Below are 12543 nucleotides of genomic sequence, written 5' to 3'. Positions count from 1 at the left end.
GTAGTGTTTTTTAATACTATATGAATAAAAACTAGTACAAGAATTGAAATCGTGATCATGTTGTACGTGAAGTACTTTCTCAAAACATTGAAATCAATTATCTTCTATAGTAATATCTCAAAAACTATTGGAAAAAAGTAAGACAAAAAATATAGATCTCACCCAAGGCAATGAGGCCAAAGGAATATTAAGATTATCAATCCCTATTATTGGTGCTATGTTTATGCAAACGGCGACCAATGTGGTGGATATTGTTTGGATAGGAAAATTAGGAAGTGATGCCGTTGCTGGAGTAGGTACGAGCTCTGTATTCTTACAATTAGTTTGGGCTTTTTCGTCAGTGATATTAATAGGAGCCGGTGTTCTAGTTGCACAATCCATAGGAGAAAATGATGATGCTAAAGCAAAAGAATACAGTAAAGATGCCATTAAAGCTTTGATGCTGATCATTCTTGTCATGGGTGCGATTTTGATGTATTTCTTTGATGAAATCATTGGTTACTTCAATTTCCAAAAGCAAATCATTATAGATTATGCCTATTCCTACATGTCATGGATGACTTTGTTTCTTTTCTTTTCATTACCAGCCTTGTTGCTGACATCCATTAGTAATGCTCGTGGAGATGCTAGAAGTCCTTTTATTTTTTCGTCAATAGGTGTTTCCTTAAACCTAGCATTAGACCCACTTTTTATCTTTTATTTTGATTGGGGAGTAGCAGGTGCAGCATGGGCAACTGGAGTAGCACAAGGGGTAATTCTATTTTTATTTTTAATAAAATCCGGAAAAGATTTCTTTGGGAAAAGAACTGATTGGGGTATTCGTTTTATAAGAATTAATGATATTATAAAAATTGGTTTACCAGCCTCAGTAGAGCGTATTGTTTTTACTGTTGTCGGCATTGCAATTACAAAAATTATCTCTGATTGGGGTTCTGATGCTATTGCCGCCCAAAAAATTGGCAATCAATTGGAGGCAATCACCTATATGTGTATCACTGGATTGGCTACCGCAATGATGTCTTATACGGGGCAGAATTATGGTGCTAAAAAGTTTGATAGAATTGCCAAAGGTTTTAATATATCCATGATAATGTGTGCGGTATTGGGAGGAGTGACAGGTTTACTTTTTTATCATATGGATGAAGAATTGATGAATATTTTCGTCAATGAAAGAGACACAATTCTTATAGGTGCAGATTACTTGGAAGTACTTGGAGTCGCCCAAATTTCTATGTGTGTAGAAATGGTCGCCACAGGTGTTATTAATGGTTTGGGTAGAACCAAAATTCCCGCTTGGATCAATATTACATTTACGATTATCAGAGTACCTTTAGCCTTTTTCTTAGCCAATAATTTAGGCTGGGAAGTGGATGGAGTTTGGTATGCGATAGGTATTAGTGCCTTTTTGAGAGCTTTATTTTTGGTTATAGGTTATTTCTATTTGAAGAAGAAATTGCTTGTTCCAAGAGCTAGTGTTTGATGGAGTACTAAATATAGCTGAAAAGGAATTTATTTAGAAAGAAGCATAATACGTTATGTTTATATTGCTTATACAGCTAAATCTAAGTCAGCATCTTTACCACTTAATTCTAAAGAAACATCTACAATAATTTAAATACTTGGGGTAAAGACAGAGAGTTGCCAGTGCCAACACAAACTTTTGATGATTGGTTCAAACAAAACAACTAAGACATGACAGCGAGAGAAAAGATTCTAAATAATATAAAAGGGTTAGACCTTCCTTCAAAGAACTTACCACTAGTTCCTATTTTTGAAGGTTTAGGAGAAGATAAACACCAATTCTTCTTTGAGATGTTAGACTCGTTAGGAGTAGAGGTAATTGTAAGTGATGACAAAACACATTTACAACAAATGGTCGATGAAAGAAAAAAAGAAGGACCTGTTTATTCTTCAATTCCAGCTTTTGTATGTTCAGATACACTAGAACATACAAAAGTCGAAGATCTAAACTTATCTGTAATTGAAGGTCAATTAGGTGTTGCTGAAAACGGTGCGATTTGGGTTGAAGGTGATACACTAGCTGAAAGAGCATTGACTGCTGTTGCTTCTCACTTAGTGATCGTATTGCCGTATCAAAAAGTAGTTTGGAATATGCATGAGGCGTATACTTATGTAAAACCTCAACAAAGTGGTTACGGAGTATTCATTTCTGGGCCGTCCAAAACTGCCGATATTGAGCAATCTCTTGTAAAAGGAGCACACGGAGCAAAATCTTTGACTGTATTTATTCAAAAGTAAAAAGATAAGCACATAAGAAAGCCTTCAGGAATTTAATCTTGAAGGCTTTTTTGTGTCTATATGGTTAGTATTAGTAAGTGCGATTAACGACGAGAGAGTTTTAAAACTTTTTTCTGGATTCCAGAAACATCCTCACCATTTGTAACACCCGCTAAAATTGCTTTATTGTAAGTGTCGATGGCCATTTCTCTAGCACCGTTTAAGGCTAAATAGTCACCTTTCACTTCTAAGTTATCAGCATTTGCATTGATCGCAATTGATTGCTCGATCCAAAGATATGCTTCACTTAAGTTTGTTTTTAGTTGAATACATCTTTCAGCAGCGTCAGAATAAGCCTCCCAATCTGTAGCAGTAGCATTTTCTACAGAAGCTCTTAATTTGTCAATCTCGTTATCCTCATTGTCCGTTGGATTAGCGAATGTAGGATTTACAGTGATGATTGCAAATAACGCTAGAACTAGAAGTTGTTTTAAAGATTTCATGGCTATATATGTTTAGTATTTTTTTGATTCGTTTAATTTACACTTATCCTAATACTAAATACTTGCCAAAATAACTTAAGTACTTGATAGTTAATTAGTTGTGACTTAAAATTTGATTTTTAAGTGTAAATTGTACGGAATTGTTATTGCGTAAATGAACATATTGTACATAATCGATCACTTTTGTGAAAATTATTCAAAATATAATACTGAAATGAAATGATTATTTACATTTATTTAGAATTATATTTGGTAAATATACATATCAATGTCTTTAATATTTTGTTTCATGTGTAAAGGGAAGTTAGTTTTCTTGTGTAAAAAGTAATCTTTAGTATGTTATTTATGAAAATGATAATAATTTGATATTATAATTATCAATTGTGTAAATATTCTAAATTTGAAGAAATATTTTTTTTGAATATCATAAAGTTCTCCTTGTTTGAACGAGAATTAATGTAAAGTGTACGCTTTTGAGAAATGGTATTTATTCAAGAAAATGAGGCTTGAATTTAGTTGATCAAAGTCACCAATAAATGGTTGTTTTTGAGTGTTTTAAATTGGAATAAAATGATATTTTGTTCGAGTTATAAGAGGCTCTTGAATAATGAAAAAAAGGCATAAAAAAATGCTGTCAGAAAAATTCTAACAGCATTTCGCTATGTCCAATTCAATTAATATTTTACTTAACTTATTTTGCTAAGTACAACAACTTCTTTTGAACGCTATCTACGTCAACAGAGTCGTCATTCATTCCTTTTAAAATAGCCTGAGTATATGCTTCGATAGCCATATCATCAGCACCATTTAATTTTAAATAATCTCCTTTTAATTCATAAGTTCTAGCACTTTCAGACATTTCCATTGCAGTGTTTAACCACAAGTATGCTTCACTTAAGTTGGTCTTTAATTCAATACATCTTTCAGCTGCATCAGCATATGTAGTCCAGTCTTCTGCGTTTTCTACTGATGCTCTTAATTTAGCAATCTCGTCTTCGTTTACAGTGTTCGTAGCAAATGAAGTATTGAAAGAAATTAATGCTACAAATACGAATGAAAAGAAATATCTTAAAGTGTTCATAACAACTTATATTTTAAGGGTTTGATTGATGAAATCAGATTAATTTAATTACACTTTGCTAAATACTAACCGCATGCCATAAAAATATAACTAATTGATTACTAGTATTTTATGATTGATTATTTTGCTTTTAAGTATATATAATACACTTTTAGATGTACCTCAAATGAACATATTGTTCGGTTTTGAACGAATTTGAATTCATTTACAGAATATTATTTGGTTAATATGAACTTAATATTAATAATATAGAATAAAAAGGTGATGTATATCAATTTTACTTATTAAATGTTCTGATTAAAAGTGTCTTTTAGGTCTTGTTTTTGAGTGTTGAAATTCTTTAATGGTAAACTTTATCCTGTTTTTTAGATAAATGGAAAATTTTCAGCTATTTTTTTAATAATCTAATAATTGAATAGATATATTACGAATATGAATTAGAGATATGGTAAAAAGTGTCCGATTTTTATAGACTAAAAACGAGACATAAAAAAAGAGGTATTTTACAAGCGAAAAATACCTCTTTTCAATAGGATCTAATTCTATTTATACTTCTTGATTGATATCCCAGTTCTCAAGGATGTCTGCAACCTTTCTTACCATCATGCCACCTAATGCACCATCTACAACTCTATGGTCATAAGAGTGCGAGAAGTAAGCAAACTGACGGATACCAATTAGATCACCTTGAGGCGTTTCGATTACCGCAGGTTTCTTTCTAATAGTACCCACAGCCATAATTGCTACTTGAGGCTGAAGGATAATAGGTGTACCAATTGTATTACCAAATGAACCAATGTTAGATACTGTATAAGTACCACCTTGTAATTCGTCTGGCTTCAATCTATTTTCTCTAGCACGAACAGATAAGTCTTGGATTTTAATAGCAAGACCACTTAGACTTAATCTATCTGCATTTTTAATCACAGGAACAATAAGATTACCATTTGGCATTGCTACAGCCATACCAATGTTGATATCTTTCTTTACAACAATATTACTTCCATCTACCTGTACATTGATCATCGGATATTCTTTGATTGCTTTTGCAATTGCAGAAATGATGATTGGCATGAAAGTTAGTTTTGCACCTTCTTTCTTTTGGAAACTATCTTTATGCTTATTTCTCCAAACCACTACGTTTGTAAGATCTGCTTCTACACATGAAGTGACATGAGGAGCAGTATGCTTAGAACTAACCATTCTATCTGCAATCATCTTACGTACACGATCCATCTCGATCACTTCATCACCGTTGTCCATTGATACGGCAGGAGGAGGAGTGACTGCTTTAGGAGCTGTAGCTACAGGAGCGGGAGCAGGAGTTGGTTTAGCGGCAGGAGTAGAAGTAGGTGCTCCATTTTTCAAGAAACCTAAAATATCATTCTTCGTTACTCTACCATCTTTACCTGTACCAGGAATTGAATCTAAAACTTCTTGTGAAATACCTTCAGTTTTAGCGATACTTCTAACTAATGGAGAATAAAAACGATTTCCACTTGAAGCACTGATTTCAGCGGCAGGAGTAGCCATAGTAGTTACTTCAGACATTAGTGTCTCTGCAGCATCTTGAACTTCCTTAATTGGTTCTTCTGCTGGAGCTGAGTCTTCACCTACTGCATCTGTTTCTACAATTGCTATAGGAGAGCCAATTTGAACGACATCATCCTTTTGCACTAATATTTGTTTGATAACGCCTTCAACAGTAGCAGGTACTTCAGTATCTACTTTATCCGTTGCAACTTCTACAATAGATTCATCTAGAGTAATAGAGTCTCCTTCTTGTTTTAACCATTCTAGAATGGTGGCTTCCATAACGCCTTCTCCCATTGCTGGAAGAACCATTTCTACTTGTGCCATATATCTTTAGTTGATCTTGATCTTTAAGTACAAATCATTGATTTTGTGCAAAGGTAATAAAAGTGAACTTAAAAAATTAGTGTATGAGCTACACTAAAAGAAATTAAATTAGGTTTTTTGCTAAATTCATTGTTAAAAATTCTTAGAAACCATTGAAAAAATCTATTTAACCAAACATTATGACAAATCTTTTAATAGATTAAAATCATCAAATTATTTTCAAAAAAATGGTTTTCGTAATTTTAGATCATCTTATAACATTGCTTATGAAAACCAAGCCATTTAAGAATAGATAATGAAAGAAATGATTAAACATATATTTTTTGATCTAGATCATACCCTTTGGGACTTTGAAAGAAATTCTGAAGAAACATTAGTGACTTTATTCGAAAATCATAAAATTGCTAACCATAATGTATCTGTAGAGGGATATTTAAAAGCCTATAAAGCGACAAATCATGAATTGTGGGAACTTTATAATTATGATAAAGTAACAAAAGAGGACATTCGTCTAAAACGTTTTCCCATGACTTTTGAAAAGTTAGGTTTGGACCCTGCATTATGTCCTGCAGATATTGGAGATGAATACTTAGCAATTTGTCCAACAAAGACCCATTTAATAGAAGGAACCATACCTTTATTAGATTCATTAAAAGGGAAATATACAATGCATATTCTTTCCAATGGTTTTGATAAAACACAAGCTACAAAATTGTCCACAACAGGATTGGATAAATATTTTGAAACAGTGGTGACGTCTGAATCTTGTGGAGCTAAAAAGCCATCTCCAACGATCTTTCAATTTGCTTTGAATAGAGCTGGGGCAAGTGTAGAAGAAAGTATTATGATTGGTGATAATCCAACAGCTGATATTAAAGGAGCAAAGGATTTCGGTTTAAAAACGATCTACTACGGAACAGACAAAACGGTGGCTGATATTGAGGTCCAACATTTGATGGATATTATAGAGTACTTATAGGCATGCGTTTATTACTAGTTGAGGATGAAAAAGATTTAGGGCAAAGTATTGTCAAGTTTTTGACGAACAAAGAAACCTTTTGTGATTGGGCAGAGAATATCACAGACGCACAGGATTTTTTGATTGACAAAGAGTATGATTGTGTATTGTTAGATTTAATGCTGAAAAATGAAGATGGTATTGAGGTATTAAAGTTCATCAAAAACAACCAAAGAAGAGAAGGAGTCATCATCATTTCAGCCAAAGATAGCTTGGAAACACGATTGGAAGGCTTACATCTTGGAGCGGATGATTATTTGGTGAAGCCTTTTCACTTAGCTGAATTACAAGCGAGGATCACTGCTATTTTACGCCGTAAATTTTTTAATGGAACCAATCATATTATCATTGATAATTTGACGATTGATATTGATGCAAAAAAATTAATGGTAGGTGAAAAAGAAGTAGTATTGACCAAAAAGGAATTTGAATTACTACTTTATTTTATTCGAAATAAAAATAGAGTATTGTCTAAAGAATCTTTAGCAGAACACCTTTCGGGAGATTTTGCAGGTGTACTAGATAACCATGATTTTGTGTATGCACATATCAAGAATCTTAAAAATAAATTGAAAAAAGAAGGTGCTGAAAGATACATTAAATCAGTGTATGGATTAGGCTATAAATGGGTAGAAGATGAAAAAACTACTGCTTAGAACACAGCGATTCTATAGTATTAATCTGACACTGGTGTTATTGATCTCAACACCTATTTTCTTTCTTTTTATCAAAAAACTATATGTGATTGATGCAGATGAGGATCTTATTTTGCATCGCAAAGAATTTGTCTTGGAAACGATGTCTTCTCTAACTATTGATGAGATTGATGAGTGGAACAAATACAATAGAAATATTAAGATCACAGAAGATAGAGGTATTCAATCTGACACTTTGTTTTATACAAAATATTATGAAGTACTAGAGGACGAAAATGAGCCATATCGTGAACTATGGTCTCCTATTACTATTGAAGGTAAACCCTACACTTTCCAAGCGAAAATTAATTTAGTAGAAGATGAAGATATTTTAATGGAAGTTTTTGTACTTCTAATGATCATTTTTATTATGATTAATGTAGGAAATTACTTGATCACAAAGAGATTGTCGACAACACTTTGGGCGCCTTTCTACCAAACTTTAGCCAGTATTAAGCGTTTTGATATTCAAAAATTAAAGGAATTGTCTTTTGATAAAACAGATATTTATGAATTTCATACTTTGAATGAACAACTTTTGGCAATGACTAGAAATAGTATTTCCATTTATAAGAGCCAAAAGGAATTTGTAGAAAATGCAGCTCACGAGTTACAAACGCCTATTGCAGTTTTTAAAGCAAAATTAGATGAATTAATTCAAGGTGAAGATTTAACAGCACAACAAGCTGAAATTGTCAATGTCATCGCTGAAAATACATCTAGACTTTCAAGATTAAATGCAAATTTACTTTTACTGTCGAAAATAGATCAACAAGTTGAAATAGTGAAGGAAAAGGTAACTTTAAATGAAGTCATTAAAGACCTTTTATTTTTCTATGAATACCAATTGGGAAGTAAAAAGATGCAATTGGAGTTGAATTTAGAAGATAATATTTCAATAGAAGGTAATAAAGGTTGGGTGGAAATTCTTTTGTCAAATTTGGTATCCAATGCGATCAAATATGCTGATGAATGTACAGTTTTGAAAATTAATCTTACTTCTACTACTTTTTCTATCGGAAACCAAAGCAAGAGAACAGCTTTACAATCCAATCGATTATTTCAACGATTTTCAAAATTTGATACTTCCGAGAAAGGAACAGGTTTAGGTCTGGCAATTTGTAAGAAAATAGTGGATCAATTACAGTGGAAAATTAATTACACTTACGAAAATAATTACCATATTTTTTCAGTGAATTTTGAATTAGATCAAAAATTCTAATTTTCTTCTAAATTGGTTGATATGTTTGTTTCAATATGTGAACTACAAATAGGAACAAACAATGAAAAAGCAACTTTTTATCTTCCTTATCTATCTTAGCAGCTCACTGACTTTGTGGGCACAAAACCAAAAGCACATTACGGGTACTGTTGTTGAAAGTGAAAACGCAGCAAGCAGTGCTCCTTATGCCAATGTTCTTTTATACTCTGCTGATAACAATCTTATAGAGGGTGTATTAACCGATGAAAACGGTGACTTCAAATTAGATTTTTCAGCAACTGGGGAACTAAAATTAAAGATTTCTTATGTAGGGTATACATCTTTCGAAAAACAGGTATATATCGGTGATTTGAATGATAACTATGACGTAGGAAACATTCTACTACAAACAGATGTAGAACAACTTAAAGAAGTTGTGGTAGAAGGTGAAAAACAAGAGGTGATTACCACTTTAGAAAAAAAGACCTTTAACATAGCTAAAAACATCTCCCAACAAGGAGGTTCAGTACTAAAAGCAATCAAAAACTTACCAGGCGTTACAACAGAAAGTGACGGAACGATTTCATTAAGAGGTAATAGTAATGTATTAATCCTTATTGATGGCAAACAAAGTAGTTTGACAGGTTTTGATAACAATACGAATCTTGACAATATCCCTGCGGGTAATGTAGAGAAAATTGAAATCATCAACAATCCATCTGCGAAGTTTGACGCCAATGGAAAAGGAGGTATCATCAACATTGTTTACAAAAAAGAGAAGCAGAAAGGATTAAATGGAGACGTAGGACTTTCATTTGGAGTGGGTGAGTTCTCTACGCCAAAGGAAAGTTTACCAAATTTAAATGACAAATACGGTTTTAATCCAAGTATTGCTCCAAATGTTTCACTAAACTACCGTACTGATAAGATCAATTATTTCATCCAAGCAGACGGAATGGTGAGATCAAAATTAAATGCCAATACGTTTACAAAAAGGGATTATTATGATCCATCTATTGATGATGTCAATTCTCAATTCTTAGAAAATAGAACCCAAGAATTATACAATATCAAAGGTGGTATGGATTGGCATATTAATGATAATAATGTGTTGACGGCTTACGGTTTATTCCAAGATGAATACCATATCGATAGAGGTGATGTTCCATACGATAACTCAGATGGACGAGAACGTCTTTGGCTTTGGGAAGAAGATGAACGTACTAAATTCATGAACTTCTCCTTAATGTATCATCATGATTTTAATGAGAAAGGACATACTTTGGATGCTTCATACAACTTTATAGGTGGTGGAGAAGATGAGCTATTTATGTTTAGTGATTCTTCAGCAAATGGTGTTTCATTTGATAGTACTTTCTTAAAATCTTATGAGTATGTCAACACTTTTAAGTTAGATTATGTAAAACCTCTAGGATCAGGTCGATTGGAGTCAGGGTTGAAAGCGAATTTGAGACATTTACCAATTACTTATGAAGTAATGCATGGAGAAAACTCTATCCTTGATGATAACTTAGGTGAGTACTCAGATTATTATGAAAATGTATACTCAGCGTATTTCAACTATATTTTTGAATCAAAGAAAGTCGAAGTTGAAGCAGGGTTAAGAGCTGAAATGACATATACGAACTATACTATTGATCCAAACAATCAATATTATGATAGTGAATATGAATACCATTACTTCCAAGTGTATCCTAATGTTCGATTCACTTATAAATTAGATGATAACAACAAGATTTCAACTTTCTACAATAAGAGAGTAAGAAGACCAGGTGAATTTGAATTAAGACCTTTCCCTAAATATGATGATCCTGAATTATTGAGAACTGGTAATCCAAATTTAAGACCTGAATTTTCTCAAAACTTTGAAGTTGGATACAATTCTATGTGGTCAAGTGGTTCATTGTATGTAGCTGGTTATTATAAGTATTTTCAAGACGTAATTGCTAGAATTTATACTCAAGATCCAGTGGATGAAAATGTATTAAATGGTGTACCTACAAACTTGGATGATGGTTCAAACTTAGGAGTAGAAATTATCTTAGAACAAGAAATCAACGATTGGTGGACAGTTAATACCAACTTCAACTGGTACCAAAATAAAATTGGAGAGTTTAACGGGACAACAATTTATCCAACAGAACAAGAATTCACTTTTGAAGCACAAGAGACATATACATGGAATTTTAAATTGAATACAACCTTCAAATTACCAAATGATATCGATTTCCAACTTTCAGGAGTATACTATGCACCGGATATCATTCCTCAAGGTGAGATTGAAGCAAGATATTCTCTTGACTTCGGTATCTCTAAAGCAATCTTTAAAAACAAAGGAGAGATTTCTATTACAGGTACAGATATCTTGAATTCATTCAAAACAAAAACAACAATCTACAACGAGACATTCTTGATGAATCAGGAAGATTATCAACAAACACAGTCTGTAGTAGTAGGCATGAAATATAGATTCTAGATCAAAAAAGAAAACCTCTGTAGTCATCATAACTACAGAGGTTTTTATCTATAATAAGGAACCCTTATTTATAATTCTCATCAATTGCTTCTAAAATTGTATCACAAGCAATGTGAATTTCTTCATCAGTAATCGTTAATGGAGGAGCAATACGGAAGGCATAAGGAGTAGAAAGGAACCAATAAGTGATCACTCCTTTTTCGATACAAGTGGTCACCACATTATTGACCAATTCAAAGTTTTCCATGTCGATGGCAAACATCAATCCCTTACGACGAATCTCCTTTACGGCGGGATGAGAATTCAAACGATCTTCAATAATTTTTCCTTTTCGATCTACATCTTCAATGATCTTTTCTTCCTTTAATATATTAATAACAGCATTGGAAGCTGTACAACATACAGGATGACCACCAAAGGTTGTAATATGACCAAGGATAGGGTCATGAGAAAGTACCTTCATTTTTTCAGCAGAAGAAACAAAACAACCCATAGCCATACCGCCAGCCATTCCTTTAGCAATGGTCAAAATATCAGGAACTACATCAAAATGTTCGAAGGCAAAGAATTTACCTGTACGACCAAACCCAGTTTGTATTTCATCAAAGATCAATTGAGCACCCACTTCAGTACAACGCTCTCTTAATGCTTTCATATAAGAAACATCAGGAATACGAACACCTGCATCTCCTTGTATAGGCTCCACAATAACACCTGCAGTTTTCTCAGTAATATATTGTAGGTCTTCTTTTACATTAAAATCAATAAAGCGAACATCCGGTAATAAAGGTCTAAAAGCATTTTTCTTTACTTCATTTCCTGATACACTCAATGAGCCATGTGTATTTCCATGATAAGAACGGTTGAAGCTGATCAACTCTGTTCTACCAGTATATCTTTTAGCTAATTTTAATGCTGCTTCATTAGCTTCAGTTCCTGAGTTGACAAAGTAAGTACTATTCAAACTATCCGGTAAAACAGAAAGAAGGCTCTTTGTTAATTCGATTTGCGGCTTTTGGACCATTTCACCATAAACCATCACAAAAAGATATTTATCCACTTGCTCTTTAATAGCCTCAATCAACTTTGGATGTCCATGTCCAAGGTTATTCACTGCAATACCAGAAATCAAGTCCATATATGACTTTCCATTTTTATCATATAAATACACACCTTTTGCATGATCAATCTCTATTCCTAATGGATAAGGAGAAGTTTGTGCTTGATGCTCGAAAAATATATCTCTGTTAGATTTATTTGATATGTCCATATTGTTTGAAATGTTTATACAAAGATAACTAACTGAAAGAGAATACGAATGAAATGCTTTTTAATACATCTTAAAGAATGGAAGGTTTGATGATAAAAGCCTAAAAACTATCAGAATATGTTTAAATTCTAACTTTGGTCTTTTTAGGGAAGTTTTTGGGCTTTATGGGTAAATCGTCAG

At 32.8% G+C, this 12543-nt stretch carries 10 protein-coding genes; 6 read left to right on the top strand and 4 right to left on the bottom strand.

Annotated elements, in window-relative coordinates:
- The first annotated feature begins 127 nt into the window (after positions 1-127).
- Positions 128-1480 (top strand): MATE family efflux transporter, encoded by a 1353-nt coding sequence (locus tag ACXAHM_RS15170; protein WP_474961304.1) that lies wholly within the window; start codon positions 128-130, stop codon positions 1478-1480.
- Between the two features lie 212 nt (positions 1481-1692).
- Positions 1693-2259: a LutC/YkgG family protein gene (locus tag ACXAHM_RS15165; RefSeq protein ID WP_474961303.1), complete on the top strand. Its 567-nt coding sequence runs from the start codon at positions 1693-1695 to the stop codon at positions 2257-2259.
- Between the two features lie 83 nt (positions 2260-2342).
- Here the strand turns inward: ACXAHM_RS15165 and ACXAHM_RS15160 are convergent, their stop codons facing one another.
- The 3 genes from ACXAHM_RS15160 to ACXAHM_RS15150 form a co-directional block, all read right to left on the bottom strand.
- Positions 2343-2741: a hypothetical protein gene (locus ACXAHM_RS15160; RefSeq protein ID WP_474961302.1), complete on the bottom strand. Its 399-nt coding sequence runs from the start codon at positions 2739-2741 to the stop codon at positions 2343-2345.
- A gap of 691 nt (positions 2742-3432) precedes the next feature.
- Positions 3433-3822 carry a hypothetical protein gene (locus tag ACXAHM_RS15155; RefSeq protein WP_474961301.1) on the bottom strand — a complete coding sequence of 130 codons (390 nt, stop codon included), beginning with the start codon at positions 3820-3822 and terminating at the stop codon, positions 3433-3435.
- A gap of 546 nt (positions 3823-4368) precedes the next feature.
- A complete protein-coding gene (locus tag ACXAHM_RS15150) occupies positions 4369-5682 on the bottom strand; it encodes a dihydrolipoamide acetyltransferase family protein (protein ID WP_474961300.1) in 1314 nt (437 codons plus the stop codon).
- 304 nt (positions 5683-5986) lie between these two features.
- On the opposite strand from ACXAHM_RS15150, the gene ACXAHM_RS15145 reads away from it, so the two are divergent.
- From ACXAHM_RS15145 to ACXAHM_RS15130, 4 genes are all read left to right on the top strand, one after another.
- Positions 5987-6661 (top strand): YjjG family noncanonical pyrimidine nucleotidase, encoded by a 675-nt coding sequence (locus ACXAHM_RS15145; RefSeq protein ID WP_474961299.1) that lies wholly within the window; start codon positions 5987-5989, stop codon positions 6659-6661.
- Between the two features lie 2 nt (positions 6662-6663).
- Complete coding sequence (locus ACXAHM_RS15140) at positions 6664-7356, top strand: response regulator transcription factor (protein WP_474961298.1); 693 nt, start codon at positions 6664-6666, stop codon at positions 7354-7356.
- Complete coding sequence (locus ACXAHM_RS15135) at positions 7337-8617, top strand: sensor histidine kinase (protein WP_474961297.1); 1281 nt, start codon at positions 7337-7339, stop codon at positions 8615-8617. The genes ACXAHM_RS15140 and ACXAHM_RS15135 overlap by 20 nt, the downstream gene beginning before the upstream one ends.
- 61 nt (positions 8618-8678) lie before the next feature.
- Positions 8679-11093, top strand: a complete 2415-nt coding sequence (locus tag ACXAHM_RS15130) for a TonB-dependent receptor (protein WP_474961296.1) — start codon at positions 8679-8681, stop codon at positions 11091-11093.
- 64 nt (positions 11094-11157) lie between these two features.
- On the opposite strand, the gene ACXAHM_RS15125 is transcribed toward ACXAHM_RS15130, so the two are convergent.
- Positions 11158-12363 carry an aspartate aminotransferase family protein gene (locus ACXAHM_RS15125; protein ID WP_474961295.1) on the bottom strand — a complete coding sequence of 402 codons (1206 nt, stop codon included), beginning with the start codon at positions 12361-12363 and terminating at the stop codon, positions 11158-11160.
- Positions 12364-12543 lie beyond the last annotated feature (180 nt).

The sequence above is a fragment of the Flammeovirga sp. AWQ4_249 genome, assembly GCF_056161045.1.
The sequence above is the reverse complement of the archived record's forward strand: the minus strand, read 5'-3'. Positions and strand labels throughout refer to the sequence as shown.

Coding starts and splice junctions, on each gene's coding strand:
- ACXAHM_RS15160 (WP_474961302.1), bottom strand. CDS start 2,741: ATGAAATCTTTAAAACAACTTCTAGTTCTAGCGTTATTTGCAATCATC.
- ACXAHM_RS15155 (WP_474961301.1), bottom strand. CDS start 3,822: ATGAACACTTTAAGATATTTCTTTTCATTCGTATTTGTAGCATTAATT.
- ACXAHM_RS15135 (WP_474961297.1), top strand. CDS start 7,337: ATGAAAAAACTACTGCTTAGAACACAGCGATTCTATAGTATTAATCTG.
- ACXAHM_RS15150 (WP_474961300.1), bottom strand. CDS start 5,682: ATGGCACAAGTAGAAATGGTTCTTCCAGCAATGGGAGAAGGCGTTATG.
- ACXAHM_RS15165 (WP_474961303.1), top strand. CDS start 1,693: ATGACAGCGAGAGAAAAGATTCTAAATAATATAAAAGGGTTAGACCTT.
- ACXAHM_RS15125 (WP_474961295.1), bottom strand. CDS start 12,363: ATGGACATATCAAATAAATCTAACAGAGATATATTTTTCGAGCATCAA.
- ACXAHM_RS15145 (WP_474961299.1), top strand. CDS start 5,987: ATGATTAAACATATATTTTTTGATCTAGATCATACCCTTTGGGACTTT.
- ACXAHM_RS15140 (WP_474961298.1), top strand. CDS start 6,664: ATGCGTTTATTACTAGTTGAGGATGAAAAAGATTTAGGGCAAAGTATT.
- ACXAHM_RS15130 (WP_474961296.1), top strand. CDS start 8,679: ATGAAAAAGCAACTTTTTATCTTCCTTATCTATCTTAGCAGCTCACTG.